The following is a 26,990-nucleotide window of genomic DNA, read 5'->3' on the forward strand; positions in this document are numbered from 1 at the left end:
TTAACGCTCCGCTCCCATCCGGAATGAATGGATGGAGGCGAAGCGTTCGTTTCATTGTACGATAATCAAATCGGTAATCAATCTTCCATTGGGCGCGCGTAAATCGCCCGTTCGCCGCCGATCAGTTTCGGTCGAGTCGTCGCAATCGTTACGATCGCATCGCCGATTTTATTGATGGATGTGCGAAGTGGTACGGCAACCGGTTTGAGGTGCATGCCGATCAGAGTTTGGCCGATGTCGATTCCGGCGTTGGCGCGAATGGACTCAACGACGACGGCATCATTCATATGTTCGAATGCATAAGTCGACATCGATCCGCCTGCATGAATTGCCGGGATGACGGAAACGTTGTCGAGATTGAATTTTTCGGCGGCAGCGCGTTCGATTGTCAAGGCACGATTGATATGTTCGCAGCCTTGGAAAGCAAGATGCACTTTATGCCGCTTGGCGAATTCATTCAACGTTTCGAATAGGGCTTCAGCGACTTCAAGAGCGCCGCCTGTTCCGATCCGCTTTCCAGCAATTTCCGATGTGGAGCAGCCGATGACGAAGAAAGTTCCTGGTGTGATTGTTGTCTGTTCAGCCATTTCTGTTAGCAATTGATCAAGCTGTAGCTTCCATAATTTCAAAACTTCATTCATTGAAAAAGCTCACCTCGCTTTATCCTTCAAGTTCCGTTAATTTCGCAACGCGGCGTTCGTGGCGGCCACCTTCGAATGAAGTGCCAAGCCAAGTTGACGCGATTTCCCTTGCAAGTCCAGGTCCGATAACGCGCTCTCCCATTGCAAGGACGTTCGAGTCGTTATGCTCTCTCGTCGCTTTCGCACTGAAGATGTCGTGGACAAGTGCGCAGCGAACACCTTTGACTTTATTTGCAGCGATGGACATGCCGATGCCTGTTCCACAAATCAGGATGCCACGATCGAATTCCCCATTGGCGACTCCTTGTGCAACTGGTGCTGCGAAGTCGGGATAATCGACCGATTCATCGGAGTCAGGTCCGAAGTCGACGTAGGCAAATCCTAATTCTGATAAAAGATCCATGATTTCATGGCGAAGTCGATTACCGCCATGATCTGAAGAGATTGCGATTTTCAATTGCGTCCCCTCTTTTCTTGAATTTACTCACAAGTCATTCTACCATTGTTCGATAAAAAAACACAGCCCTCGATTTGATATTTCGGGCTGTGAAATGTTATGTAATCATTTCCATTTAAAGGACTTAATTCATTCCGGACAACTTCCTTGTCAATCCATCAATCACTTCGTCCAATTCGTCAAATGTGGCTTGATATATTTCCAAATTGCCGCCATATGGGTCTTGGACATCCGGATATGTCGCTTGCATGACGTATTCTTTCAATGTAAACGTCTTCGCTGCTACTTCCGGGTATGAATGCAAAAGAAACGCCTTATGCGATGTCGTCATCGTCAAGACGAGGTCTGCCCACTCGAGGTCTTCTGATGTTACCGCTCTTGACCTCGGGGTATATGGCATATTTTCCGCTTCGATTAAAGTTTTAGCGTGACTTGAAATCGGTATCCCGTCAAAAGCGTTCACCCCTGCGGATTTTACTGAAATGCCTTCACCTGCTTTTGATCGTAGAATCGCCTCTGCCATCGGGCTTCTGCATGTGTTTCCTGTACAAATAAAATAAATATTCATTTTTCATCACCTACCTATTAGAATAACTGATGGCTCCGAAATATTCATCAAAAAAGCGACATGATTCCGAGGGCAAGTAAAGATAGGCCACAGATCCAGCGAAGGACTTTGCCGTTTTTTATGCTTAAATATCTTCCGAAGTAAAGTGCAGAACATGAAAACACAAATGAAAGTATTCCTGAAGAGAAGACGAATAGGAATTTATTCAACTGAAGCATTCCGAAAGAGACGCTGACGGAAAATGTATCGAGACTGACTGCAAGTGCGATGAGCACCGGATGAACATGACGGACAGCATCACTGCTATCGTCATCATGTAAAATCATATGGATACCGATCATCGAAAGTAGGATTCCTGATAGCAGGCTGCTCCAGACGGAAAAAATCTCTGTTGACCAATCTCCCACTAAAAATCCAAGGAAAGGAAGCAGCATATTCAGGAATGTTGTCCAAATGGCAATCGGCAGCCTTCCTTTTCGTAAACGCAACAATGAAAAAACGATGACTACATCGATTGTCGTAATACATGCAGCGAATATTTCCACCAATAAATTGACCTCCCAACTCCCGCATCTGTCCATCTTATGCGTTCCATTGAGAGGTCATTCATATCGTTTTAGTCCTTCTATTAATCCGTATACCGTTTTCCATCCGCAGCTTTTAGAAGCCGGTTCATGACAGCCGCACCGACGCCGGTCCATTCCGTCTCAGCGGCAAGAATGACATCGGCATCCGTCAAATCGCATTGGCGGATCGCGCCGTATAGATTCGCTGCCATCGCCTCTTGATCACGGAGTGGTCCGACCGGAAAATACCAATCCGCCTCATCGACTGTGACACTGAATTCATCCGGGCCGATGACCGCCACCCGTTTTCCTTCATTTTGCAAAGATTGGACCGCTTCCTGAATCGCAATTTCATCCGCCTGTATGATATAAAGCGGCGATTCCGGCGCGTAATGCATATACTTCATGCCAGGAGCTTTCGGTGCATCTTCCCCGGAAACCTTGCTTTCCGCATGGACTGGGCCGACCAATTCCTCGATCATTTCACGGGTCAATCCACCTGGACGTAAAATCGTCGGCGGAACCGTCGTCATGTCAAGCACCGTCGATTCGACGCCAACGCCTGTACGTCCTCCGTCAACGATTAACGGAATCCGTCCCTGCAAATCGGTCATCACATGAACCGCTTCTGTAGGGCTCGGTTTCCCGCTTCGATTTGCACTTGGAGCTGCGAGGGGCATGTCCAATTTCCGCAAAAGTTCAAGTGCAACAGGATGGTCCGGCATACGTATGCCAACCGTTTCAAAGCCCGGTGTGACATTTTCTGCAATCACACCGGGCCGTTTATTGAAAACAAGCGTCAACGGACCTGGCCAATACGCATCCATCAGCTTCTTGGCGTTTTCCGGCACGTCGACTACGTATTTATCAACATCTTCCTTATTGCCAATATGTACGATGAGTGGATTGTCGGAGGGACGTCCCTTTGCGTCAAATATCCTTTGCACCGCGTCGGCATCCGTTGCAATAGCACCGAGACCGTAAACCGTTTCGGTCGGAAAGGCGACGACTCCCCCATTTTTCAAGATATCCACAGCTCGTTGATAACTTAAAGAGTTACCCACATGGTTATCCACTGAAACTATTTCAGTATCCATGAATTAAAACCCCCGTTTATACACATTTTAACCTACTTATCCACATCAACTGTGAATAACTATTAAGCAAACAATGATTTTATCCACTCCCAGACGAAGAAAGTGACCTTTTCCTCTTCCGCTTCCTTCACAGTCTCTACAGACTGATCTGGCTTATCCGGAAAACAGACTCTCGGAAACAACGAACACCACCAATTATCCCCACGACCACTGCCGATCGTTAAGATATATGCGTCATACGGGGCTTGCGGAGTGATGAATAGGCCTGAACGTTTCGGTGGAAACAGCGCAGCCTTCCTTTCAAGACTCACTTCTTGTCCACCGGCAATCGTTTTTGCGATGTGGATAATTGTATCTTCAATCGCCTCAAGGTTATCCACAATCTCTTCCTTCGTTGCCGATTGCGAGATTGCATTGTGGATAAGCGGCTCGATTTCTTGCTGGATTGCTTGTTTCAACTGTTGGTCCGCTGGTGCGTTCGAATGTGAAAGAATGCGGAATCTGAACGACTCCTCTTCTTCCACTTTTCCTGTAAAAAGAAGCAAAGCGGACTGGATGAGGAAAAGCACGAGAATAAACTCGACAATCGCCATGATCTTATCTGTCCGTTTTGTAGATTTAAAAGTAGGTTTAGTAATTTCATAGTCTTGCAACATATCGATCCCCTCCTGACCTCATTGTTGCCAGGGTCGGAGGGGTTTATTCACGAATCTCACAAAATATCATTCGATCTTTTCCATTCAAATCTTTTCTCACTGAAACCCGATCTTTCGGGAACGCCTTTTGGAATAAATCACTGACCGCCTTCCCTTGCTGATAGCCAATTTCAACGGCGATCAATGCAGGTTTGTTCATAAGTGGCGGAAGGCTTTTCGCGAGTTTTTTATAGAAGTACAGGCCGTCATCGTCTGCGAAAAGTGCAGTATGCGGTTCGAACTCTAAAACCGTACGCGACATTTCTTTCGATTCTTCCATCGCGATATACGGAGGGTTTGAAATGATGACATCCCATTTTTCATGCTCAATCGGTTCAGTTATATTGCCGAGCCGGAATTCAATCTTGGCATCATTGTGTTTCGCATTTCGCTTTGCGACTTCAAGTGCCGGTTCGCTAATATCTGTTGCTACGACAAACGCATCGGGCCATTCTTTCTTGATGGCAATCGCGATTGCGCCACTCCCTGTACCGATATCTGCCACGCGTCCATCTTCAGGGAATAGATCGCGGCATCGTTCAAGGACGCCGAATACTAACTCCTCCGTTTCAGGTCTCGGGATGAGTACATTTTTATTCACTTCGAACGACAGTCCGTAGAACTGTTCTGTGCCGATAATATGTTGAACGGGCTTGCCTGTTAATAATTGCTCGGTTTTATTATAGAAGTCGGTCTGCTGTTTAGGTGTCAGAGGTTCGCGTAAATCGGCTAACAATGTTGCTCCCGATTTGCCTGTTACATGTTCCATTAACAGGTGTACGGCGTGGGCATCAAGATCCTTTGACTCGAGCATAGACTTCGCCTTGTTAAGTGCTTCATGGATTTTCTCAGTCATTGGAATCCAAACTTTCTAATCTTCTTGCCTGGTCTTCAAGGATGAGGGCGTCAATCACTTCATCTAACTTCCCTTCGATGATTTGGTCAAGTTTTTGGATAGTTAGACCGATTCGGTGGTCAGTTACACGGTTTTGCGGGAAGTTGTATGTGCGGATCCGTTCCGACCGGTCCCCTGTACCAACGGCTGATTTCCGTTTTTCATCGTATTCAGCTTGTGCTTCCTGCATGAATTTGTCGTAGATGCGGGCGCGCAGGACTTTCATCGCCTTCTCTTTATTTTTGATCTGCGATTTTTCATCCTGGCAAGATACTGTGATGCCTGTCGGTAAATGCGTCAGGCGGACGGCGGACATTGTTGTGTTGACGGATTGTCCACCCGGACCGGATGATGCGAAAGTGTCCGTTCGGATGTCCTTTTCATGAATGTCGATTTCGACTTCTTCCGCTTCAGGCAGGACTGCTACAGTTGAAGTCGATGTATGGATTCGACCGCCTGATTCGGTTTCAGGCACACGTTGTACACGATGCGCCCCGTTTTCGTATTTCAGTTTGGAGTACGCGCCTTTACCGTTGATCATGAATATGATTTCCTTGAAGCCGCCAAGTTCTGTCGGTGACGAGTCCATCACTTCGACTTTCCAATGGTTCATCTCAGCGAAGCGGCTGTACATTCTGTAGAGATTGCCAGCGAAAAGTGCAGCTTCATCTCCGCCAGCAGCGCCGCGGATTTCCATGATGACGTTTTTGTCGTCATTCGGATCTTTCGGGACTAAGAGCAGTTTCAGTTTGACTTCAAGTTCTTCAATTTGTTCGCTTAACTCGGCAATTTCCATTTTGACAAGCTCTTTCATTTCATCGTCAAGTGGTTCATCTAACATTTGTTTTGCATTACTGTATTCCTTCGTTGCGTCCTTGTACTCTCGGTACGCATCGACTGTATCTTGAAGGTCGGATTGTTCCTTCGAATAGGTCCGTAATTTGGTCATGTCACTCACGATATCGGGATCGCTCAGCAATTCATTCAAACGGTCATATCGATCCTCAACGGCTTGTAGCCTTTCGAACATAGTTTACACCTCTTATTTCTCTAGTCTTTAGTATGTATATTGTACGGGAAAAAAGCCTTGAAATACAGTAAAAAACTGGTGCTATCGAAAAGCGTAAGGCGCTTGCACAGATGCGACAGGCATAAGGCAAAGATGCGGCGTGGCGGTTTTTGCCACAGAGCAGCTTTGACTTATGACCCGAGCATCTAGCGCCTGGAGCTGGACAGGTACCAGAAAAACTTTATTTATTTCAAATCGAATTGGGTGAAGTGGTCTTTGTATTTTTTTGCGGTTCTAAGTTCGATTGTTAGGACGCCGCTTCCGTAGATCGCTTTGATGAGCAAAGGGGCGTCAGCTGTGTTTTGGAATCTGAAATCCAGTCCTCCGTAGGAAACGGTCGCATCCTTTCCTTTCGGGACATATCCAATTTCCCGCGAATGATGGTGGCGCTCTAAGATTTTGAGGGAAATTTGGTCTAACGCATTGAATAATGTTGAGGATGTCTGGCAGACTCCACCCCCGATCCCCATGACGAGTTCGCCCTGGATGATTTCAGGGGCAGGTTTGTAACCGGTCGATTCTTCGCGTGCGCCGACGACTGTATTAAATGAAAAATGGTCACCACTGCCGACGATTGTATTGTTGATGGCCGCTGCGGAGAGTTCGATGTTTTTACTCCGATTCGGATTCGCTTTAAAATAGGTTGTGTAACTTGCGATGACGATTTCGTTCAAGTGGGGTAGATCTGCTGAATCGTACCCGCTTTCTGTCACAGTGATAGGTAGTTCCACTTTGCCTCCGACGGCGGATGCCGCCATGATCCGATCGACCAATTCTTTTTCATTCAGAAGGATTAAAGGGCTTCCTTTTATGACCCCACCCTGTTCATCTAATCTATCAAGAATCATCCGTTGGTCGTATCCCGGCTCTTTCAGAGTTCCCCTTGCAAGCTTTTTCGCAAGATTTTCGATTTCTTTTCTGTATGTTTCGTTATCCAATCCATATCCTTGTTCATGTGGAGTAATGGTATGGATGATTTCAGATGTGTTCGGGTCAATTAACGTTACATCATCCGGCTCCCGTTCAAACGTGTAGCTGTATGTCTTTTTTGGCTGCGGCATTTCGGCTGATGCAATCGGTGTTTCTTCGACTGTGTGATTTTGACAGCCCGTTAGGCCAATTGAAAAGAGAAGAATAATAACTACAGTTATCCACTTTTCCACAAACTATCTCCTGCCTTTCACATTGAATAACTTATTCAAGGCTTTGGATTAGTGTGTTTGTTTTCATTGATTTTATGAATTAAATTAAAAAGACAACATGGTTTGTCCATGTTGCCTTTAGGATTATTCAGCTGCAATGTGTGCTGTCACGCCGTTCGGCACTTCGTGGTGCTTTCGGCATCTTGCTTCGTATGCTTCTGATGCGGCAACGAGGATGATAGGATCGTCGTAGCCAGCAGGTTCGCCATTGATCAGGCGTTGCGTTCTGCTTGCAGGTGAGCCGCAAACGGTGCAGACAGCCTGTAGTTTTGTGACGTTTTCAGCGACTGCCATAAGTTGTGGCATCGGGCCGAATGGTTCGCCGCGGAAGTCTTGGTCAAGACCAGCGATGATGACACGGAATCCGCGATCGGCTAAATCCATGACGACATCAACGATGCCTTCGTCGAAAAATTGGGCTTCATCGATTGCGATGATATCGTAGTCGTCTTTCACGAATTGCTCGATTTGAGTTGACTCAGCGACAGGTGTTGCGATTACTGTCGTGCCGTTATGGCTGACTACCGCTTCCTCGCTATACCGATCATCTATCTCGGGCTTGAAAACTGCGATTTTCTGTTTGGCGAATTGTGCGCGGCGCACACGGCGAATCAATTCCTCCGATTTGCCTGAGAACATGCTCCCACAAATTACTTCGATCCAGCCGCCTTGCATTGTTACGTACATATTGTTTCCCCTTTCACTTGGTCGCTCTATGTAAAGTGCTTTTTTTATTGGAATGTACATCGTGGAATGTCTATCATACATTAAATTTGAATGGAATTGACGTCTTTTATTTATTGGCGGAATGTGTTATAGACTGATTTATGCAATATAAAACCCGGCGGATGGTGGTCCGCCGGGTGGGATGAGTCTTATTCTTGTCCTTCTTCTTTGAAGCCGTATTTCTTGTTGAAGCGGTCGATACGTCCGTCCGCTGCAGCGAATTTTTGGCGTCCAGTGTAGAATGGATGGCATTCTGAACAAACTTCTACGCGAATGTCCTCTTTTACAGAACCTGTTTCGAATGTGTTGCCACATGAACAAGTAACTTTTGCAAGTTTGTAATTTGGATGAATTCCTGCTCTCATCGGTCTCTCTCCTCTCGCCCTGAACCATCTGGAACAGAGTATTATTGTAGGTATTGCATAAGACTGATGCCTTACACGGTCCGTGTATGTCAACCGCATATGCAGCAGATGGTGGTAAAACCACACTTAAAGATTATAACAAATGTGTTCGTCCTGCGCAAGCATTTTATTATAATTTAGTTTACAGCAATCCTTTTCCATTCCGATGAGCTTTCATTTCTTCGTTTAGTTTTTCGAAGAATTCTTCGTTGGATTTGGATTGGCGCAGTTTTTTCAGGAAGCGTTCTGCGAAATCGGATGCGTCGGAAAACGTTTTGCGGATGGCCCATAGTTTTTCAAGCTGGTTGCTTGGGATGAGCAATTCTTCTTTTCTTGTTCCGGAGCGACGGATGTCGAGAGCCGGGAAGATTCGGCGTTCTGCGAGACTGCGATCGAGATGGAGTTCCATGTTACCGGTTCCTTTGAATTCCTCGTAGATGACTTCGTCCATTCTTGAGCCGGTGTCGATTAGGGCAGTGGCAAGGATTGTTAGGCTTCCGCCTTCTTCAAGGTTACGCGCCGCACCGAAGAAGCGTTTCGGGCGGTGGAATGCCGCTGGGTCAATCCCTCCGGAGAGTGTCCGGCCGCTTGGCGGAATGACGAGGTTGTATGCTCGTGCAAGTCTTGTGATTGAATCCATTAGAATGACGACATCTCGTTTATGTTCGACAAGGCGCATGGCGCGTTCAAGGACGAGCTCGGCAACTTTGACGTGGTTTTCAGGGACTTCATCGAATGTGGAACTGACGACATCGGCATTGACGGAACGTTCGATGTCGGTAACTTCTTCTGGTCGTTCGTCGATGAGGAGGACAATCAGTTCTGTATCCGGGTGATTTGTCGTGATTGCGTTTGCAATTTCCTTCAGCAACATTGTTTTACCGGCTTTTGGTGGTGCAACGATAAGTCCACGTTGACCGAAACCGACTGGTGATACGAGATCCATGATCCGTGTCGATAATTTCTGTGGTGTCGTTTCAAGGCGGATATGGCGATCAGGGTAAAGAGGTGTCAATGCTGGGAAATGGACGCGTTCGCGTGCGACTTCTGGGTCTTCTCCGTTGACGGCTTCTACTTGAAGAAGTCCATAATAACGTTCATTCTCTTTAGGTGGTCGTACTTTTCCGGTTACTTTATCACCGTTTCGCAAGTCGAAGCGTCTGATTTGGGAAGCAGAAATGTAAATGTCCTCGGAACTTGGTGAGTAGTTGATCGGGCGAAGGAAGCCGTATCCTTCTGACTGGATGATTTCAAGAACGCCTTCCATGAAGAAGAACCCTTCTTGTTCGGCCCTGGATTTAAGAATTGAAAAGATCAGTTCTTTTTTTGTTAGCTTGCTGTAATAGGAAATCTTGTATTGTCTTGCAAGCTCGTAAAGCTCTTTTAACGTCATATTTTCTAAACTGCTAATTGTTAGAATCGACATAGTAATTTCAGCACCACTCTTTATTTGATTTTAGTTTATGAGGTTGTCTTTCTTTATTAGGCAGGAAATCAATGAATAGAAGGGTGCCCGGCTATTTGCCGGGCTTTGAGGCTTACTATTTTTGATTTATTATTTAAATAAATTAATCTTGCATTACCAAATTAGGTTTCTTCTTCATGCTGTGGCGTCCTTCTACGAAACGGATTGTTCCGGATTTGGAGCGCATTACAAGTGAGTGGGTTTCGCTGTAGCCGCCTTTGAATTGGACTCCGCGTAATAATTCTCCGTCAGTAACTCCTGTTGCTGCGAAGATAGCGTCATCTCCTTTTACAAGGTCGTCCATGTAAAGGACTTTGTTGACGTCGATGCCCATTTTTTCACAACGCTCACGTTCTTCATCGTTTGAAGGGACGAGACGTCCTTGGATTTCGCCTCCAAGGCATTTTAATCCGACAGCAGCGATAACGCCTTCAGGTGCTCCGCCTAGACCGAATAGGATGTCTACTCCAGTGTCATCGAATGCTGTGTTTATAGCAGCAGCCACGTCACCGTCGTTGATGAGTTTGATGCGTGCTCCGGCAGCTCTGATTTCTTCAATAATTTCCGCATGACGTTCACGGTTGAGGACAGTTGCCACAACTTCATCGATCGATTTGTTTTTCGCTTTGGCGACGGCATGGAGGTTTTCGGTTACGGTTGCGTCGATGCTGATTTTGCCGACAGCTTCAGGGCCTACTGCGATTTTGTCCATGTACATATCAGGTGCGTTCAGAAGGTTTCCTTTGTCAGCGATTGCGATGACTGCAAGCGCGTTCCATCCGCCCGATGCGACGATGTTCGTACCTTCAAGCGGGTCGACTGCTACGTCAACTTCCGGGCCTTGGCCAGTTCCAAGTTCTTCACCGATATAAAGCATCGGCGCTTCATCCATTTCGCCTTCTCCGATGACAACGACACCCTGCATTGGGATCGTGTCGAACACAGTGCGCATCGCTTCTGTCGCTGCATCATCCGCTTCGTTTTTCAAACCGCGCCCCATCCAGCGTGCCGCGGAAACTGCCGCCGCCTCTGTTACACGTACTAATTCCATCGATAAACTGCGTTCCATTATGATTGTTCCTCCCGTAATACGCTTTTCAATTGTAAAGCCGTATGATTTCTCACTTTATTATAACATAGATTGGAAATTAGATTTTCTCATTTTTATTCACGAACGACCGCTTTTTCCGGAACATTTTCTTTCCGGATATCGGCACCGATTCCACGAAGTTTTTCGATTAACGAACTGTATCCGCGTTCGATATGTTGAATTTCCTGGATTTCGGTTTCACCGTCCGCTAATAAACCAGCGATGACAAGAGCTGCACCTGCCCTTAAATCTGAAGCGCTAACAGCTGCCGCCTGTAGTGGTGTAGGACCCGATAAGATGACCGATTGGCCTTCCACTTTTCCTTCGGCATTCATTCTGCGAAGTTCGTCTATCTGTTTGAAGCGTGCGGAATAGATTGTGTCCGTTATGACAGATGTGCCATTCGCTTGTGTTAATAACACTGAAAATGGTTGCTGCAGATCTGTTGGAAAACCTGGATAGACAAGTGTTTTCACGTCCACAGCGTTTAAATTATTTGTTTTCGGTATGAAGATATGTTCTTCTCTTTCCTCGACTTTGACCCCCATCTCACGTAGTTTAGCAGTCAATGCTTCGACGTGGAATGGGATGACGTTGTCAATCAGGACACCATCTCCGACAGCTGCGGCCATGATCATGAATGTGCCAGCTTCTATACGATCAGGGATGATCGTATGATTCGTACCGTGAAGCTTTTCGACTCCTTCGATACGGATGACATTTGTTCCGGCACCTTTAATGTTGGCGCCCATATTTGAAAGTAATGTTGCTACATCAATGATTTCAGGTTCTTTAGCGGCGTTTTCGATAATCGTTCGGCCCTTTGCACGGACCGCAGCAAGCATGATGTTGATTGTCGCGCCGACGCTGACGACGTCCAAATAGATTTTAGCGCCTCGCAGTTCATCGGCGCGCAGGTAGATGGCACCGTGTTCATTCGTTACCTTTGCACCAAGTGCTTCGAAGCCTTTAATGTGCTGGTCGATTGGACGAGGTCCCAAAAAGCAGCCGCCCGGAAGTCCAATTGCCGCTTTTTTGAATCTGCCCAACATGGCGCCCATCATGTAATAGGATGCTCTCAGCTTTTTCACATTGCCATTCGGAAGTGGCATCGCGACCATTTCAGATGGATCAATCCTCATTTTCCCTGCTTCGAAATCGACTTTTCCACCGATATCTTCAAGAAGCGCTTGCAGTGTAAGGACATCCGAAATTTCCGGAAGTCCTTCAATCGTAACGGGTGAATCCGCCAAGATGGATGCCGGAATCAACGCAACGGCACTGTTCTTCGCCCCGCTCACTTTTATCGTTCCTTGTAAAGGTTTGCCGCCTTTTATTTTATAAACGTCCATTTCAATCTCCTTTGGCGTTTCACTTGTTCTTTCTTGCTTCCCAATCGTTTAAGAATTGCTGAATGCCTTGGTCTGTCAACGGGTGGTTGAATAGTTGTTTGAGTACTTTGAATGGGGTTGTTGCAATATGTGCCCCAGCAAGTGCTGCGTCTGTAATATGCTGCGGACTGCGTATGGATGCTGCAATGATTTGCGTGTCCATGTCATGGATTGTGAAGATGTCCGCAATCGTGCTGATTAACTGAATTCCTTCTTGACCGATGTCGTCAAGTCTGCCGAGGAATGGGGATACGTAAGTGGCTCCAGCGCGTGCAGCAAGCAAGGCTTGGTTGGCACTGAAAATGAGGGTTACGTTTGTTTTTATGCCTTCTTGGGCGAAGACGGAACATGCCTTCAAGCCTTCCGGTGTCATTGGTAGTTTGACTGTGATATTTGGTGCAATTTTTGCGAGTTCGCGGCCTTCTTTGATCATTCCTTCTGCGTCGAGGGCGATGACTTCGGCGCTGACTGAGCCTGGTACGAGTGCAGTGATTTCACGTAGTCTGTCATGGAATGAGATGTTTTCTTTTGCGACTAGTGACGGGTTTGTTGTGACGCCGGATAGGATTCCCCAGCTATGTGCTTCTTTGATTTCTTCGAAGTTTGCTGTGTCTATGAAAAATTGCATTGGTTATGTTCCTCCTTCGTGAATGGAAAAGAAGGAGAATGCATCTTGGTTGATGATTCTCCTTTTATTGATAAATTAAACCGTTGATTTCCGCTACGGGCGGACGCTTTCCGCGGGCATGGCTTCAGCCTCCTCACTTCGCTACGCTTCGTTGCGGGGTCTTCAGCTCATGCTATTCCCGCTGGAGTCGCCGCCCTTCGCTCCAATCAACAGAAACACATGCTACTTATTTGTTGTTTATTTAATATTAAGCTTTACCTGAGCTACCGAATTCGCGCATTTTGCTGATTACGGATTTTTTGATGGCTTCGCGCATTGGAGCTAGGTATTTGCGTGGGTCGTAGACGTTTGCGTCGGCGTTTAGGGTTTCGCGGACCGCTTTTGTTCCTTCGATTTGGTTCTCGGTGTTGACGTTGATTTTAGCTGTACCGAGTGAGATGGAACGTTGGATGTCTTTTAATGGGATTCCTGTTCCGCCGTGAAGGACGAGTGGAAGGTCGGATTGGCTTGAGATGACTTCCATTTCTTCGAATCCAAGGTTCGGCTCGCCCTTGTATGGTCCGTGGACGGATCCAAGTGCAGGTGCCAGGCAGTCGATACCTGTTGCGTCGACAAGTTCTTTACATTCTGCCGGATCTGCGTAGATGACGCCGTCTGCGATAACATCGTCTTCTTGTCCACCGACAACTCCAAGTTCCGCTTCTACGGATACATTTTTAGAGTGTGCGTATTCTACGACTTGTTTTGTGATTTCAATGTTTTCGGCAAGCGGTTTAGAAGAAGCGTCGATCATGACGGATGTGAATCCAGCGTCAATTGCCTCCTTACATTTTTCGAAGCTTGAGCCGTGGTCGAGGTGAATTGCGACAGGCACCGTGATTTTGTAATCATGCATTAAGCCTTTTACCATATTGACGACAGTTGTGAAGCCGCCCATATAGCGTGCTGCACCTTCGGATACACCAAGGATTACTGGTGATTTTTCTTCTTCTGCCGCTTGTAAGATTGCTTGTGTATATTCAAGGTTGTTCAAGTTGAACTGTCCGATTGCGTAACCTTCTTTTTTACCTTTGATCATCATTTCTTTCATTGAAACAAGTGCCATGTAGAATCCTCCTCCAAGTTGTGGATGAATTTATTGAATGATACGTTATTTACCTCTTTTATCATAACAAAAACAGACAGTATTTACTACTGTCCGGGTAGTTCTTGAACTTGATGAAAATTGTGAGATTTTATGGGAGTTGTTTTTTGCAAGAAGTGTTTATTCCTCACTGAAGGGCTTGTTTGTTCAAGGATGGGATCAGCTATTTGTAGATTTCAAATAGGATTTTAGCCAAAATGCACAGTATTTATTCTATAAGTGGTAATTGACCCTGATTGCCCAAACGTTATTTCCGACTCGCGATCACTTTCATGACCGCGTCTCGCACTTCGTATATATTAAAAGGTTTTGTGAAGTATTGTTCAGCACCATGCTGAGTTGCCTGTTCCGTCAATTCGGTTTCCCCATAAGCTGTCATCATGAATACCGGTATGTATGGGTTTTTCTGTTTTATCCTTTTCAGGACTTCAATACCATCCATTCCAGGCATCTTCATATCCAGCAAGACACAATCCGGTTTTCTTTCTCCAACCAAGTTGAGTGCTTCTACCCCATTAGAAGCTAACCTCGTTTCCAATCCCTCTTTGGAAAATACCTCACTTAGTAATAAACGTATTCCTGGTTGGTCATCTACAATTAGTAAACTTTTCAATAACCTTCACCCCTTTTAGATTGATTATCTCAATTCTTACTATTCAACAAACACGGAAAAAGTCCTTCTTTTATTAACAAGTATTGTAAATATATTTTTTCAAATCGAAAGCTTGGTTTTATCTCACGAAGAAAATATAATGGAAGCGAGGTGGAAAACATGAAAATATTTACGACACAGATCGGCGGGCTTATACAGCGGGCTGGTTCAAATAATGAGGAAGCCGTTGAGGAGACGGCACGGTTGTTGGCTCAGGCGACAATCGGAGAGGGCCGCGTCATCTTTCTTGGCTTTGATGAAATGGTGGCGATGGGAATAAATGCGCAATATGGTGCTGAGCCTTTTAAGGGCGCAGTTCAATATGAGGATGGGATGGAGATCGAGTCTACGGACCGAGTTTGGATTTTTGCGCGCACTGCAAATGATGAACGAGCGCTTGAGATGGCAAGGATGTTAGCGGAGAAGTTCATTCCTTTCGCTGTTGTGGCGGGGGAAAAATTGAGCGATGAGAATGAGTTGGCGGATCTTGCGTATACGTATATGTCGACTGGCGTGGTGAAGGGGATTTTGCCGGGCAATGATGGCGGGAGAATCGTGCAGCCTCATTTGATGGCAGCGTTGTATTTATATGAGGCTGTGAAGATGGCTTATGATGAGATGATTTTTGAGGATTGATTAGTGAGAGTTAGCGGATTTATGCGTGTTTGCGGCGGATTATGCGTGAGTTCGTGGATTTATGCGTGGCTACGGGACGTTATGCGTGAGTTCTCCGATTTATGCGTTTTAAGAGGGATTTTTGCTTCTTTCGGTGGTTTTATGCGTGTTTGATTGTAAATGAAAACAGGTGGAGGATTTTGGTCCTTCACCTGTTTTTTGTATTATGCTTCTTATTATACTTCCTGGTGCTTGAGTGCTGCGCGAATGAATTCGCGGATTAGCGGTTGCGGGCGTGTTGGGCGTGATGCGAATTCTGGGTGGAATTGAGTTCCGATGAAGAATGGATGATCCTTCAGTTCGATGATTTCCACAAGATGACCGTCTGGGCTTTCGCCTGCTACGATCATGCCAGCTCTTTCGAATTGTTCGCGATAGATGTTGTTGAATTCGAAACGATGGCGGTGGCGTTCGTAGACTAATTCGTCGTTATAGGCCTCTTGCGCTTTCGTTCCTTCCTTCAACTTACATGGATGTGCGCCTAACCGCATGTCACCGCTTGGCTGGTCGATATCTGCGCGATCTTCGAAGTCACGGTTGTTTTCGATGATTGCATTTTCTGTCTCGCTGTCGAATTCTGCTGAATGTGCGTCTTTTATTTCAAGGATGCTTCGAGCGAATTCCACTGCAGCAAGCTGCATGCCGAGACCTACTCCGAAGAATGGAATGCCGTTTTCTCGTGCATAGCGGACCGCTTCGATTTTGCCGTCAATTCCTCGATCTCCGAAGCCGCCTGGTACGAAAATACCGTCTACTTCTTTCAATGTTTCAGCGGCATTTTCAGCTGTCACTTCTTCAGAATTGATCCAATCGATCTCGATGTCTGTATCGAATTCATAGCCTGCATGGCGGAACGCTTCGACCGCGGAAATGTAGGCGTCTTGCAGTTCAACGTATTTACCGACAAGGGCAATCTTCACTTTACGAGATAGATTTCTCACGCGGTTCACAAGCGCTTCGATTTCTGTCAGATCAGGTTCCTTTGTTTCAAGGCCAAGGAAGTCTACGACGATCTTGTCCATGTTTTGCGCATGGAGTCGGATCGGTACTTCGTACAATGTTTCTGCATCAAGTGCTTCGATGACTTCTTCAGGTTTAATGTTGCAGAATAACGCGATTTTGTCTTTCATTTCCTGTGGGACAGGATATTCGCTTCGGACGACGATCATATTCGGTTGGATGCCGAGGCTGCGTAATTCTTTAACACTATGTTGTGTCGGTTTAGTTTTCATTTCCCCAGCAGCGTGCAAGTAAGGAATTAGCGTGTTATGGATGTACATGACATCGTCTTTTCCAAGGTCAGTCTTCATTTGACGGATTGCTTCAAGGTATGGAAGTGATTCGATGTCGCCGACGCTTCCCCCGATTTCTGTAATTACAACGTCAGCATTCGTTTCTTGGCCTGCACGTTTGATCAGGCTTTTGATTTCATTCGTAATATGAGGAATTACTTGGACTGTCGCGCCTTTGTAATCGCCACGACGCTCTTTTCTTAAAACGGAGGAGTACACTTTCCCCATTGTGACGTTGGAGTATTTGTTTAATTTAATGTCGATGAACCGTTCGTAGTGACCGATGTCAAGGTCAGTTTCTGCGCCGTCTTCCGTTACGAAAACTTCACCGTGTTGGTAAGGGCTCATCATTCGTGGGTCGAGGTTGATGTACGGGTCGAACTTTTGGTTCGTCACCTGAAGGCCTCTGCTTTTTAATAATCTACCAAGGGATGCGGCGTTGATGCCCTTGCCTAAGGATGAAACAACTCCACCAGTAACGAAGATATATTTTGTCATTTATAGCTCCTCCTTTTAGTTAAGGGGTTTTTAATAAAAAAATCAAAAAAGCGCTCCCCTGTAGTCTATCTACAATAGGAGCGCTTATACACGGATTCATGTGTCCTTTTTCAAGGAGCCCAAATAGAAGCTTAAATCCTTTGACGCTCGAAGTCAAGTGGAAAGTGTTAGAGGTCTTCCTCTTCTTCGTCCAACTCGTCATCTTCGTCTTCATCATCGATATCCAATTCATCGTCCGGAACAAGTTCAAGTTCTTCATCGTCTTCGATAAGATCTTCTTCGATTTCGATGATATCCTCTTCTTCTTCCTCTTCGTCATCTTCTTCAAGGTCCTCTTCGTCGTCAAGCTCATCGAACTCTTCGTCGAATAGCTCGTCCTCGTCGATTTCCTCTTCTTCGTCTTCCTCATCATCATCGTCATACGCTTTTTTCTTCTTCTTCTTGCGTACTTTTACGACAGGAGCCGTTTCTTCCTCGATCTGATCAACTGGATACCACTCGCGTAATCCCCAGCCGTTGTTGATGGCAAGGAATCTTCCATCGATATTCATATCAGTGTAGAATTGAAGGAGTCTTTCCTTCATCTGTTTCTCCGACATGCCTGTCAATTCACGGATTTGATTCATTAATTGTTCAAGTGTCAATGCCTCGTGTCTGTCAGTCAAAATGGCAAACGCGATATCGATCATTGATTCTTCAAGGAGTTCTTCCTTTGTCATTTCTGTTAGTTTCATCAAACGCACGTCCTTTCTCTGAACAAAAGCATACTCATCATTATATACAATGGAGCTCCTATTATGCTACCATCTTTTACTGTTCTTCAAACGTTGGAATTCTTTAACGCTAAGGAACCCAAGGTAAAAGGAAGCGAGTATGAACGGAATCGCTCCGTAACCCGCGCCATATAGAAAGAAAATGAGAGTTATGATAACTATTACAATCATAATATGATGATACAGTTTCATCTTCTCACCTCTTTCAATTCTTGTTTATATTATACGTGGAAGGAAGAGGTAAAATCCACTTTCTGAACAATTAAAATTCATGAATTTTATTAGGCGCAAAAAGAACGCCCTTTTCAGGAGCGTTCTTCCCGTTATTTACATATTGCGGCGATATTGTCCGCCGACTTCATATAATGCGTTTGTAATTTGACCGAGGCTTGCGAATTTGACGGTTTCCATCAGTTCCGCAAAGATATTGCCGCCTGAGACTGCAACTTCTTGCAGTTTACGCAGGGCATCAGCGGATTTGTCGCTATGCTTCGCTTGGAAGCTGCGCAAGTTAGTAATTTGCGTTTCTTTCTCTTCCTTCGTTGCACGGGCGATTTCCATGTTATCGATGTCCTCTTCGGAAGGCGGATTCGGGTTCAAGTATGTGTTGACGCCGATGATCGGCAGTTCGCCCGAGTGCTTCTTCATTTCGTAGAGCATCGATTCTTCTTGGATTTTGCCACGTTGGTATTGAGTTTCCATCGAGCCCAATACGCCACCACGGTCGTTTAGACGCTCGAATTCCTGTAGGACTGATTCTTCGACAAGATCCGTTAGTTCTTCGATGATGAAAGAGCCTTGAACCGGGTTTTCATTTTTTGATAAACCATGCTCTTTCGTGATGATCATCTGGATCGCCATCGCACGTCGGACTGATTCTTCCGTCGGTGTCGTGATTGCTTCGTCGTAAGCGTTCGTATGAAGCGAGTTGCAGTTATCCTGCAATGCCATTAGCGCTTGCAACGTCGTCCGGATGTCATTGAAGTCGATTTCCTGCGCATGCAAGCTTCGACCGGAAGTTTGGACATGGTATTTCAGCTTCTGGCTGCGTTCGTTTGCGCCGTATTTCTCGCGCATTGCGACTGCCCAGATGCGTCTTGCCACGCGGCCGATGACCGTATATTCCGGATCAAGTCCGTTTGAGAAGAAGAACGATAAGTTCGGAGCGAAATCATCGATGTTCATCCCACGGCTCAAATAATACTCGACATACGTGAATCCGTTCGCTAACGTGAAGGCAAGCTGCGAAATCGGATTTGCCCCCGCCTCCGCGATATGGTAGCCGGAAATCGAGACAGAGTAGTAGTTTCGCACTTTCTTGTCAATGAAATACTGTTGGATGTCGCCCATCATGCGAAGCGCGAATTCTGTCGAGAAGATGCATGTATTCTGCCCTTGGTCTTCCTTCAGAATATCCGCTTGCACCGTTCCACGGACGACTTGAAGCGTGGCATTGCGCACTTCTGTAAATTCCTCGACAGTCAATACGCGGCCGAACTCTTCCTCTTTCAGCTTCACTTGCTGATCGACAGCCGTATTCATGAACATCGCAAGGATGATCGGCGCCGGGCCATTGATCGTCATTGAAACTGAAGTTGATGGGGCGCATAGATCGAAGCCTGCGTACAGCTTCTTCATGTCTTCAAGCGTACAGATGCTTACGCCTGACTCCCCTACTTTTCCGTAAATGTCCGGACGCTCATCCGGATCTTCACCGTACAATGTAACCGAGTCGAATGCTGTCGACAGACGTTTCGCATCGTCATCTTTCGACAAGTAGTGGAAGCGACGATTTGTTCTTTCCGGTGTTCCTTCTCCAGCGAATTGGCGTTTCGGATCTTCCCCTTCGCGTTTGAACGGGAATACTCCAGCTGTGTATGGGAATGAACCCGGGACATTCTCTTTGTAAACCCACCGAAGAATTTCGCCATAGTCCTCAAATTTCGGCAAGGATACTTTCGGAATCTTCAACCCCGACAAACTTGTCGTTGTGAGAAGGGTACGAATCTCTTTATCACGGATTTTCGTAATAAATTCATCACCTGCATAGGATTCTTTCAAAGCTTTCCAGTTTGATAGGATGCGTTTTGATTCTGCAGAAAGTTCTTCACGCACGCCTTCCCCCAACGATTCAAGTGACGCGACAAGCGCATTGTCCGGTGCTTTTTCATTTACAGCTTCAATAGCACCTTCAAGTTGGAATAAACGACGGGCAAGATTGACTTGCTCAGCGGATTTCTTATGGTAGTCGCGGATCGCGCTTGAGATTTCACGTAAATAATGTGTGCGGTCATTCGGGATGATGACGTTTTGTTTTTGAGTTTTGACAAATTCTGTATAGGACGTTTCCCAGTCAAGCCCGCATTTTTCATTCAACTTCGACACTAACGCTGCGAAAAGCGAGTTCGTTCCTTTGTCGTTGAATTGGCTCGCGATTGTACCGTAAACCGGCATTGTATCAAGGCTTTTATCGAATAGGAGATGGCTCCGTTGGTATTGCTTCTGCACTTGGCTCAGTGCATCTTCGGAACCTTTCCGTTCGAATTTATTGATGACGATTAGGTCCGCGAAATCGATCATATCGATTTTTTCCAGCTGCGTCGGCGCGCCGAATTCGCTTGTCATGACATACATCGATACATCGGATACTTCCGTGATTTCTGCGTCCCCTTGACCGATCCCGCTCGTTTCAACGATTATCAAGTCAAAGCCGGCAGTTTTAACGACGTCAAGCACGTCTTTGATGGCGCCTGATAGTTCGCTGCGAGAACCGCGTGTCGCCAAACTTCGCATAAAAACGCGCTTATTGAAGATGGCGTTCATACGGATCCGGTCGCCTAACAATGCTCCACCCGTCTTTTGTTTCGTCGGATCGATGGATAGAATCGCAACTTTCTTCTCTGGTAATTCGCGTAAGAATCTGCGGATCAATTCATCAGTTAGCGAGCTCTTTCCTGCTCCGCCCGTACCTGTGATTCCAAGGACTGGTGTATGTTTTGATAATTCCCTTGCTTTTTCAATTAATTTAATCGCGTCAGGGTTTTCCTTGTCATACATTTCTTCCGCATATGTGATCAGGTTAGCAAGCACTTCAGGACGGTCCGTGCTCACGTTTTCAAGTTGACTCATTTCGTCTTCGACTTCTGTAAGAAAATCGCATTCCTCGACCATTCGGTTGATCATCCCTTGGAGGCCCATTTTGCGGCCGTCTTCAGGCGAGAAGATCCAAGCGATGCCGTAGTCATGTAGTTCCTTGATTTCCTTCGGGAGAATTACACCCCCGCCACCGCCGTAAATGCGGATATGTGGCGCACCTTTTTCCTGGAGGAGGTCATGCATGTATTTGAAGTATTCGACATGTCCACCTTGGTAGGAGGAGATGGCAATCCCTTGCACGTCTTCTTGGATGGCCGCGTTGACGACTTCCTCGACGGAACGGTTGTGTCCAAGGTGAATCACTTCCGCGCCGGTCGATTGTAGGATACGGCGCATGATGTTGATCGACGCATCATGGCCGTCAAACAGACTCGATGCCGTGACGAAACGGACATGGTGCTTCGGTTTGTAGATTTCAGTTGTTTGCATTAATCGCACTTCCTTTCTTCTATAGAGAGACCTTTTCTCTATTCAAGATTCCGTTGAATAGTTGGTCGGTTTGAAGGTTGATGAAGTCTTGAATTGTGTAGTTGCCTCGTAATGCCCATCTGCGGAATGCCCACATTTGTCCTTGGACGACGACGTGATGTGCCGCCATGTCTACGGCTTCCTCGCTGATTCGTAGTTCGCCTGATCGGGTACATGCCTGCAGTAGGTTTTTGAATAAGGCAACCATTTCCATCTCTTTTTTCAGGACGTACTGGAGGGCGTCCTTTGGCAATGACTTTGATTCTTGGTACATGACGACGAATTCGTCTGACATGTCGTCAATCAGATGGTAATACGTGTCGATCGCCGAACGGAGCCCTTCCACAGTTCCTTCCTGATCCATCAATTCGGATAGGCGGCTTTGCACTTCATTGTAAATGCTGTCGCAGACAAGGTAGAGGACGTCCTCTTTCGTCCGGATGTATTCGTAGAGTGTGCCGATGCTGAACCCCGCCGCCTTCGCGATTTCTCTCGTCGTTGCTCTGTGGAAACCTTTTTCCTTGAAAAGTCGGACGGCCCCGTCGATGATCTGATCGCGCCTTTTTTCGATTAAACTTTCATCTTTGACCGACGATTTCACTTCGCGCTTCACTTGCATCATCCTCCCTGATTATTTTGTCAGCATGCGGGAGATGACAAGGCGCTGGATTTCCTGCGTTCCTTCATAGATTTGCGTAATTTTCGCGTCTCTCATGAAGCGCTCAACCGGATAGTCCTTCGTATAGCCGTAGCCGCCGTACACTTGAACAGCTTCTGTCGTCACTTTCATTGCTGTATCTCCGGCCATCAGTTTTGCCATTGCGGACGCTTTTCCATACGGCAAGTTATTGGACTCGAGCCATGCAGCTTGGTAAGTGAGCAGACGGGAAGCTTCCGTTGCAGTCGCCATATCAGCAAGTTTGAAGCCGACTCCTTGATTCGCTGCGATTGGTTTGCCGAATTGGACGCGCTCTTTCGCATAGTCGACAGATAGGTCAAGTGCGCCTTGTGCGATTCCGACTGCTTGTGCAGCGATTCCGTTACGGCCGCCATCCAATGTTTTCATTGCGATAATGAACCCTTCGCCTTCTTCGCCAAGCAAGTTTTCTTTCGGCACGCGGCAGTTGTCGAACATGATTTCAGTCGTAGGTGATGAACGGATCCCCAACTTCCTCTCTTTCTTCCCTACGGAGAAGCCCGCAAAGTCTTTTTCGACGATGAATGCGCTTGTGCCTTTATGTTTCGATTCCGGATCTGTGACCGCAAATACGATGTAGATGTCAGCAATTCCGCCATTTGTGATGAAAATCTTCGAGCCGTTTAATACATAATGATCTCCGTCCAGTTTCGCAGTTGTGCGCATGCCGCCAGCGTCAGAACCTGAACCCGGCTCAGTTAAGCCGTACGCACCGATTTTAGTCCCTTCCGCCATTGCGCGAAGGTATTTCTGCTTCTGCTCTTCCGTACCGAATTTATATACCGGCCACCCAGCAAGTGAAGTGTGCGCGGAAAGCGTTACGCCAGTTGACGCACAAACGCGTGACAGTTCTTCGACTGCGATACAATATGCGAGGTAGTCGCTTCCGATACCGCCGTATTCTTCCGGCCAAGGGATACCTGTCAAGCCAAGTTCAGCCATTTTGTTCCAGATGTCCATATCAAAGCGTTCTTCTTCATCACGTTCTGCCGCAGTCGGAGCTACATCGTTCACCGCGAAATCGCGTACCATTTTACGAATCATTTCATGTTCTTCAGATAGTTTAAAATCCATATTTGCTTCCTCCTTGGGTTTGTGAAGGTACCTGTGCATTATGAAGGTACCTGTGCACGGCACTATTCAGTTTATTAACTACAATTGTATAAAAATTCATTTAACAATCAAAATATTGATTTTCATTCTATATTCATGCAAAAATAGTGAATTGTCACGATTGCGTCTCACACAGGCACCAAAAAGATTCCGAAAAGACTATTTCGTCAAGTGCTTGTTTATAACGATGCGCTGGATTTCGCTTGTGCCTTCGTAGATTTGGGTTACTTTGGCATCGCGGAAATAGCGTTCTACCGGGTAGTCCTCGGTGTAGCCGTAGCCGCCGAAAATTTGAACCGCTTCGATGGCGTTATCCATCGCGGTTTGGGATGCGAAGAGTTTTGCCATGGAGGCCTCTTTTCCGCACGACTTCCCTTCTGCCTGCAGTTGGGCAGCGCGGTAGACAAGAAGCCTTGCCGCTTCAGAAGCCGTTGCCATGTCGGCCAATTTGAAGCCGACGCCTTGATTGGCGGCAATCGGTTTTCCGAATTGGACGCGTTCCTTTGCATAGGCGGTTGCCGCTTCAAGAGCTGCTTCGCCGATACCGAGGGCTTGTGCTGCGATGCCGATTCTGCCGACATCAAGGTTCGCCATAGCGATTTTGAAGCCTTCACCCTCTGCACCTAAAATGTTTTCGACAGGAACTTTCATGTCTTCGAATGTAAGCTGCACAGTTCGTGATCCATGAAGACCCATCTTTTGCTCGTCTTTACCGATGATGAGTCCAGGTGTGTTCTTATCGACGATGAAGGCGGTGATTCCGTATGTCCCCTTCGATGGATCGGTTGAAGCGAAGACGATGTAGACGTCAGCTTCCCCACCGTTTGTGATGAAGACTTTCGAGCCGTTGAGTACGTAATGATCATCTTTTTTCACGGCTTTTGTTTTGAGTGATCCAGCGTCCGATCCTGCGCTTGGCTCTGTTAGGCAGAAAGCGCCAAGGTATTCGCCGGTCGCCATTTTCGGTAAGTAACGGTCTTTTTGCGCTTCATTTCCGAAATAGATGATCGGGCTCGTGCCGACCGATGTATGGACGGAAAGGATGACGCCGATGACCGCACTCACTTTCGACAGTTCATGGATGGCGATGATATAGGAAACGAAGTCCATTTCCGAACCGCCGTATTTTTCAGGGACGGTGATGCCCATTAGGCCAAGTTCGCCCATTTTCGTCAGGATTTCACGAGGGAATTCTCCGGCTTCCATGCGTGGAATGAAAGGCTCGATTTCCGATTTCGCAAAGTCCCGAACCATGGTACGCATCATCTGCTGTTCTTCGGTGAAATGTAAATCCATTGGAATTAACTCCTTTTCAACTTAAGAATAATCATAGAACCCGCGGCCGGATTTTTTACCTAACCAGCCTGCGTTGACATACTTTCTTAATAATGGACATGGTCGGTATTTCGAGTCGCCAAATCCTTCATGAAGCGTTTCCATGATGTATAGGCAAGTGTCGAGACCGATGAAATCTGCGAGTTGAAGTGGTCCCATCGGATGGTTCATACCTAACTTCATTACCTCGTCAATCGCCTCTTTTGAAGCAACACCCTCGTACAAAGTATAGATTGCTTCGTTGATCATCGGCATGAGCACGCGGTTTGCGACGAATCCCGGGAAGTCGTTCACTTCTACTGGTGTTTTTGAAAGTTTACGAGTCATGTCTTCGACCGCTTGGTACACTTCGTCTGAAGTCGCAAGGCCGCGAATGATTTCAACAAGCTTCATAACAGGAACCGGGTTCATGTAGTGCATGCCAATTACGCTTTCGGGGCGATTTGTCACTGCCGCGATTTCCGTAATTGGTAACGATGAAGTGTTTGTCGCAAGAATTGCATGTGCTGGTGCAATGCCATCAAGGTGTTTGAAAATCGATTTCTTTATATCCATATTTTCGACTGCTGCTTCGATGACGATGTCGACGTCAGATGCGTCTTGAAGGTCGAGCGATTTCGTAATGCGGCCAAGGACTGCATTCTTTTCGTCTTCCGTCATGCGCCCTTTTTCGACATTGCGGGATAGGTTTTTCGTAATAACGGCAAGCCCCTTCACGAATGATTCTTCTTTGATATCATTCAATTTGACGTCAAAGCCGGCTTGCGCACACACTTGGGCGATTCCTCCACCCATTTGTCCAGCTCCGATGACCATCACTTTTTTGATTTCCATAATCTATACCTCCGTCTCTATGAAGGTACCTGTGCAGCACACTATTTAGTTCATTCACTACAATTGTATAAAAATGCAGAATTATTAATACCTAATCGCATACTATTGCATATTTATACGATAACGCGAATTGTGTTGAATTGTGTGTTGCACAGGTACCGAAAAAACTCCGGAAAACTCCGGAAAACTCCGGAAAAAATTACTCTTTCGCCACTTCGATCATAATTGCATCGCCTTGCCCGCCGCCTGAGCAGATTGCGGCGATTCCGATTCCGCCGCCACGGCGCTTTAGTTCATAGGCAAGTGTCAGGATAATACGCGCTCCGCTTGCGCCGATTGGATGGCCCAGTGCGACTGCTCCTCCGTTTACATTCACTTTTTCCGGATCAAGCTCTGCAATCTGAGCGCTTGCGAGAGCGACTGCTGCAAATGCTTCGTTTATTTCAAAGAGATCGATGTCTTTCAGGTCTTTTCCTGTTTTCTTAAGCAATTCATTGATGACGAGTCCTGGCGTTTGTGGGAAGTTTTCCGGCTCGATTGCGACTTCGGCGTGGCCAAGGATTGTCGCTAATGGCTTTTTGCCTTCTTTCTTAGCACGCTCTTCATTCATCAGGACAAGTGCGCATGCGCCGTCATTGACGCCAGGCGCGTTGCCGGCTGTAATGGTGCCGTCTTTTCCGAAAGCTGGTCGTAATTTTGCTAACGTCTCAAGCGAAGTATCTCGGCGAGGTGCTTCGTCTGCATCCACTTTTACCGGATCCCCTTTACGCTGCGGGATTTCAACAGCTACGATTTCTTCAGAGAGTTTCCCACCGTCGATTGCTGCAATCGCGCGTTCATGGCTTCTCAATGACCATTCGTCCTGCATTTCACGTGTTAATGAAAATGAATCTGCCGTCTTGTTTCCGTACGTCCCCATATGAACACGGTCTGGGGAAAATGAACAAGATAGACCGTCGTAGATCATGCCGTCGACCAATTGCGTGTCGCCCATTTTCAATCCGAAGCGGCCTTTCGGTAAGTAGTAAGGCGCATTGGACATTGATTCCATACCGCCCGCCACGATCACTTCTTCGTCGCCAAGTCGGATGAGCTGGTCACCTAATGTGACGCTTCGCATTCCAGAGGCACAGACTTTATTGATGGTTTCCGTTTTAACTGACCAAGGAATACCTGCTTTTGTCGCTGCCTGTCTGGATGGGATCTGCCCTTGACCCGCTTGCAACACCGTTCCAAGAATCACTTCGTCGATATCTTCCGCCTTCACATCCGCCCGTTTCAATGCTTCCTTGATGGCAATTGCGCCAAGATCGCTTGCTGTTTGACTGGATAAAGCTCCGCCAAATTTCCCGAATGGAGTACGTGCCCCATCAATAATGACTGTTCGATTCATTTCCTTCTCCCCCATTTCAAATGATAACGTTTTCATTTTTGAGCAAACAAGGATGACTGAACGCTC

27 protein-coding genes are annotated in these 26,990 nt (G+C 46.6%); 1 reads left to right on the forward strand and 26 read right to left on the reverse strand.

Translation table 11 applies throughout. The annotated features are described in order from the left end of the window. Nucleotides 1-77: 77 nt before the first annotated feature. The 17 genes from P5G49_RS00750 to P5G49_RS00830 all read right to left on the reverse strand — a co-directional run bounded on the left by P5G49_RS00750 (nt 78) and on the right by P5G49_RS00830 (nt 14,651). Nucleotides 78-641: a TIGR01440 family protein gene (locus tag P5G49_RS00750; protein ID WP_301241550.1), complete on the reverse strand. Its 564-nt coding sequence runs from the start codon at nt 639-641 to the stop codon at nt 78-80. 19 nt (nt 642-660) lie between these two features. Next, entirely contained in the window at nt 661-1,098 is a 438-nt protein-coding gene (rpiB, locus tag P5G49_RS00755) for a ribose 5-phosphate isomerase B (protein WP_301241553.1), read from the reverse strand. A 124-nt stretch (nt 1,099-1,222) separates the two neighbouring features. Continuing rightward, nucleotides 1,223-1,666: a low molecular weight protein arginine phosphatase gene (locus tag P5G49_RS00760; protein WP_301241554.1), complete on the reverse strand. Its 444-nt coding sequence runs from the start codon at nt 1,664-1,666 to the stop codon at nt 1,223-1,225. 47 nt (nt 1,667-1,713) lie between these two features. Beyond that, the gene (locus P5G49_RS00765; protein ID WP_301241861.1) at nt 1,714-2,211 is read right to left on the reverse strand and encodes a manganese efflux pump; all 498 of its coding nucleotides are present in this window, start codon (nt 2,209-2,211) and stop codon (nt 1,714-1,716) included. 83 nt (nt 2,212-2,294) lie between these two features. Beyond that, entirely contained in the window at nt 2,295-3,329 is a 1,035-nt protein-coding gene (locus P5G49_RS00770) for an L-threonylcarbamoyladenylate synthase (RefSeq protein ID WP_301241555.1), read from the reverse strand. A 62-nt stretch (nt 3,330-3,391) separates the two neighbouring features. Continuing rightward, nucleotides 3,392-3,985, reverse strand: coding sequence for a stage II sporulation protein R (locus tag P5G49_RS00775; RefSeq protein ID WP_301241556.1), 594 nt, complete (start codon nt 3,983-3,985; stop codon nt 3,392-3,394). A gap of 43 nt (nt 3,986-4,028) precedes the next feature. After that, nucleotides 4,029-4,880 (reverse strand): peptide chain release factor N(5)-glutamine methyltransferase, encoded by an 852-nt coding sequence (prmC, locus tag P5G49_RS00780; protein WP_301241557.1) that lies wholly within the window; start codon nt 4,878-4,880, stop codon nt 4,029-4,031. Further along, on the reverse strand, nt 4,873-5,949 hold the full coding sequence (gene prfA, locus P5G49_RS00785) for a peptide chain release factor 1 (RefSeq protein ID WP_301241558.1): 1,077 nt from the start codon (nt 5,947-5,949) through the stop codon (nt 4,873-4,875). Before prfA ends, prmC begins: the two co-directional genes overlap by 8 nt. A 224-nt stretch (nt 5,950-6,173) precedes the next feature. Continuing rightward, nucleotides 6,174-7,151 (reverse strand): VanW family protein, encoded by a 978-nt coding sequence (locus P5G49_RS00790; RefSeq protein WP_301241559.1) that lies wholly within the window; start codon nt 7,149-7,151, stop codon nt 6,174-6,176. Nucleotides 7,152-7,274: 123 nt separating this feature from the next. Further along, entirely contained in the window at nt 7,275-7,877 is a 603-nt protein-coding gene (locus P5G49_RS00795; protein ID WP_301241560.1) for a thymidine kinase, read from the reverse strand. 188 nt (nt 7,878-8,065) lie between these two features. After that, nucleotides 8,066-8,281 (reverse strand): 50S ribosomal protein L31, encoded by a 216-nt coding sequence (rpmE, locus tag P5G49_RS00800; RefSeq protein WP_147054073.1) that lies wholly within the window; start codon nt 8,279-8,281, stop codon nt 8,066-8,068. A 181-nt stretch (nt 8,282-8,462) separates the two neighbouring features. Then, entirely contained in the window at nt 8,463-9,746 is a 1,284-nt protein-coding gene (gene rho, locus P5G49_RS00805) for a transcription termination factor Rho (RefSeq protein WP_301241561.1), read from the reverse strand. Between the two features lie 142 nt (nt 9,747-9,888). Continuing rightward, nucleotides 9,889-10,854, reverse strand: coding sequence for a class II fructose-bisphosphatase (glpX, locus tag P5G49_RS00810; RefSeq protein ID WP_301241562.1), 966 nt, complete (start codon nt 10,852-10,854; stop codon nt 9,889-9,891). 95 nt (nt 10,855-10,949) lie between these two features. Then, complete coding sequence (gene murA / locus P5G49_RS00815) at nt 10,950-12,227, reverse strand: UDP-N-acetylglucosamine 1-carboxyvinyltransferase (RefSeq protein ID WP_301241563.1); 1,278 nt, start codon at nt 12,225-12,227, stop codon at nt 10,950-10,952. A 19-nt stretch (nt 12,228-12,246) separates the two neighbouring features. Beyond that, complete coding sequence (gene fsa, locus P5G49_RS00820) at nt 12,247-12,894, reverse strand: fructose-6-phosphate aldolase (protein WP_301241564.1); 648 nt, start codon at nt 12,892-12,894, stop codon at nt 12,247-12,249. A 247-nt stretch (nt 12,895-13,141) separates the two neighbouring features. Continuing rightward, nucleotides 13,142-13,999 carry a class II fructose-bisphosphate aldolase gene (locus tag P5G49_RS00825; RefSeq protein WP_301241565.1) on the reverse strand — a complete coding sequence of 286 codons (858 nt, stop codon included), beginning with the start codon at nt 13,997-13,999 and terminating at the stop codon, nt 13,142-13,144. 286 nt (nt 14,000-14,285) lie between these two features. Then, entirely contained in the window at nt 14,286-14,651 is a 366-nt protein-coding gene (locus P5G49_RS00830; RefSeq protein WP_301241566.1) for a response regulator, read from the reverse strand. Between the two features lie 159 nt (nt 14,652-14,810). Between P5G49_RS00830 and P5G49_RS00835 the strand changes: the two genes are divergently transcribed. Continuing rightward, nucleotides 14,811-15,326, forward strand: a complete 516-nt coding sequence (locus tag P5G49_RS00835; protein ID WP_301241567.1) for a DUF2529 family protein — start codon at nt 14,811-14,813, stop codon at nt 15,324-15,326. 215 nt (nt 15,327-15,541) lie between these two features. Here P5G49_RS00835 and pyrG read toward each other — a convergent pair whose 3' ends face one another. The 9 genes from pyrG to P5G49_RS00880 all read right to left on the reverse strand — a co-directional run bounded on the left by pyrG (nt 15,542) and on the right by P5G49_RS00880 (nt 26,924). After that, entirely contained in the window at nt 15,542-17,155 is a 1,614-nt protein-coding gene (gene pyrG / locus P5G49_RS00840; protein ID WP_301241568.1) for a CTP synthase, read from the reverse strand. A gap of 167 nt (nt 17,156-17,322) precedes the next feature. After that, entirely contained in the window at nt 17,323-17,889 is a 567-nt protein-coding gene (rpoE, locus tag P5G49_RS00845; RefSeq protein WP_301241569.1) for a DNA-directed RNA polymerase subunit delta, read from the reverse strand. Between the two features lie 66 nt (nt 17,890-17,955). Continuing rightward, entirely contained in the window at nt 17,956-18,120 is a 165-nt protein-coding gene (locus P5G49_RS00850) for a hypothetical protein (protein ID WP_301241570.1), read from the reverse strand. A 135-nt stretch (nt 18,121-18,255) separates the two neighbouring features. Further along, nucleotides 18,256-21,513, reverse strand: coding sequence for a fused isobutyryl-CoA mutase/GTPase IcmF (gene icmF / locus P5G49_RS00855; RefSeq protein ID WP_301241571.1), 3,258 nt, complete (start codon nt 21,511-21,513; stop codon nt 18,256-18,258). Between the two features lie 19 nt (nt 21,514-21,532). Continuing rightward, nucleotides 21,533-22,171 (reverse strand): TetR/AcrR family transcriptional regulator, encoded by a 639-nt coding sequence (locus P5G49_RS00860; protein WP_301241862.1) that lies wholly within the window; start codon nt 22,169-22,171, stop codon nt 21,533-21,535. 12 nt (nt 22,172-22,183) lie between these two features. Further along, nucleotides 22,184-23,323: an acyl-CoA dehydrogenase gene (locus P5G49_RS00865; protein ID WP_301241572.1), complete on the reverse strand. Its 1,140-nt coding sequence runs from the start codon at nt 23,321-23,323 to the stop codon at nt 22,184-22,186. Nucleotides 23,324-23,521: 198 nt separating this feature from the next. Further along, on the reverse strand, nt 23,522-24,658 hold the full coding sequence (locus P5G49_RS00870) for an acyl-CoA dehydrogenase (RefSeq protein WP_301241573.1): 1,137 nt from the start codon (nt 24,656-24,658) through the stop codon (nt 23,522-23,524). Between the two features lie 21 nt (nt 24,659-24,679). Further along, nucleotides 24,680-25,531, reverse strand: coding sequence for a 3-hydroxybutyryl-CoA dehydrogenase (locus P5G49_RS00875; RefSeq protein ID WP_301241574.1), 852 nt, complete (start codon nt 25,529-25,531; stop codon nt 24,680-24,682). Nucleotides 25,532-25,730: 199 nt separating this feature from the next. Next, nucleotides 25,731-26,924 carry an acetyl-CoA C-acetyltransferase gene (locus P5G49_RS00880; protein ID WP_301241575.1) on the reverse strand — a complete coding sequence of 398 codons (1,194 nt, stop codon included), beginning with the start codon at nt 26,922-26,924 and terminating at the stop codon, nt 25,731-25,733. Between the last annotated feature and the right edge of the window lie 66 nt (nt 26,925-26,990).

The organism is Sporosarcina highlanderae, assembly GCF_030433715.1.
GTDB classification, from domain to species: Bacteria; Bacillota; Bacilli; order Bacillales_A; family Planococcaceae; genus Sporosarcina; species Sporosarcina highlanderae.

Bases quoted from the DNA above. Each gene is read 5' to 3' on its own strand.
- P5G49_RS00750 (WP_301241550.1), bottom strand. From the start codon at position 641: ATGAATGAAGTTTTGAAATTATGGAAGCTACAGCTTGATCAATTGCTA.
- P5G49_RS00760 (WP_301241554.1), bottom strand. From the start codon at position 1,666: ATGAATATTTATTTTATTTGTACAGGAAACACATGCAGAAGCCCGATG.
- P5G49_RS00770 (WP_301241555.1), bottom strand. From the start codon at position 3,329: ATGGATACTGAAATAGTTTCAGTGGATAACCATGTGGGTAACTCTTTA.
- P5G49_RS00775 (WP_301241556.1), bottom strand. From the start codon at position 3,985: ATGTTGCAAGACTATGAAATTACTAAACCTACTTTTAAATCTACAAAA.
- prmC (WP_301241557.1), bottom strand. From the start codon at position 4,880: ATGACTGAGAAAATCCATGAAGCACTTAACAAGGCGAAGTCTATGCTC.
- prfA (WP_301241558.1), bottom strand. From the start codon at position 5,949: ATGTTCGAAAGGCTACAAGCCGTTGAGGATCGATATGACCGTTTGAAT.
- P5G49_RS00795 (WP_301241560.1), bottom strand. From the start codon at position 7,877: ATGTACGTAACAATGCAAGGCGGCTGGATCGAAGTAATTTGTGGGAGC.
- rpmE (WP_147054073.1), bottom strand. From the start codon at position 8,281: ATGAGAGCAGGAATTCATCCAAATTACAAACTTGCAAAAGTTACTTGT.
- rho (WP_301241561.1), bottom strand. From the start codon at position 9,746: ATGTCGATTCTAACAATTAGCAGTTTAGAAAATATGACGTTAAAAGAG.
- glpX (WP_301241562.1), bottom strand. From the start codon at position 10,854: ATGGAACGCAGTTTATCGATGGAATTAGTACGTGTAACAGAGGCGGCG.
- murA (WP_301241563.1), bottom strand. From the start codon at position 12,227: ATGGACGTTTATAAAATAAAAGGCGGCAAACCTTTACAAGGAACGATA.
- fsa (WP_301241564.1), bottom strand. From the start codon at position 12,894: ATGCAATTTTTCATAGACACAGCAAACTTCGAAGAAATCAAAGAAGCA.
- P5G49_RS00825 (WP_301241565.1), bottom strand. From the start codon at position 13,999: ATGGCACTTGTTTCAATGAAAGAAATGATGATCAAAGGTAAAAAAGAA.
- P5G49_RS00835 (WP_301241567.1), top strand. From the start codon at position 14,811: ATGAAAATATTTACGACACAGATCGGCGGGCTTATACAGCGGGCTGGT.
- pyrG (WP_301241568.1), bottom strand. From the start codon at position 17,155: ATGACAAAATATATCTTCGTTACTGGTGGAGTTGTTTCATCCTTAGGC.
- rpoE (WP_301241569.1), bottom strand. From the start codon at position 17,889: ATGAAACTAACAGAAATGACAAAGGAAGAACTCCTTGAAGAATCAATG.
- P5G49_RS00850 (WP_301241570.1), bottom strand. From the start codon at position 18,120: ATGAAACTGTATCATCATATTATGATTGTAATAGTTATCATAACTCTC.
- icmF (WP_301241571.1), bottom strand. From the start codon at position 21,513: ATGCAAACAACTGAAATCTACAAACCGAAGCACCATGTCCGTTTCGTC.
- P5G49_RS00860 (WP_301241862.1), bottom strand. From the start codon at position 22,171: ATGCAAGTGAAGCGCGAAGTGAAATCGTCGGTCAAAGATGAAAGTTTA.
- P5G49_RS00865 (WP_301241572.1), bottom strand. From the start codon at position 23,323: ATGGATTTTAAACTATCTGAAGAACATGAAATGATTCGTAAAATGGTA.
- P5G49_RS00870 (WP_301241573.1), bottom strand. From the start codon at position 24,658: ATGGATTTACATTTCACCGAAGAACAGCAGATGATGCGTACCATGGTT.
- P5G49_RS00875 (WP_301241574.1), bottom strand. From the start codon at position 25,531: ATGGAAATCAAAAAAGTGATGGTCATCGGAGCTGGACAAATGGGTGGA.
- P5G49_RS00880 (WP_301241575.1), bottom strand. From the start codon at position 26,924: ATGAATCGAACAGTCATTATTGATGGGGCACGTACTCCATTCGGGAAA.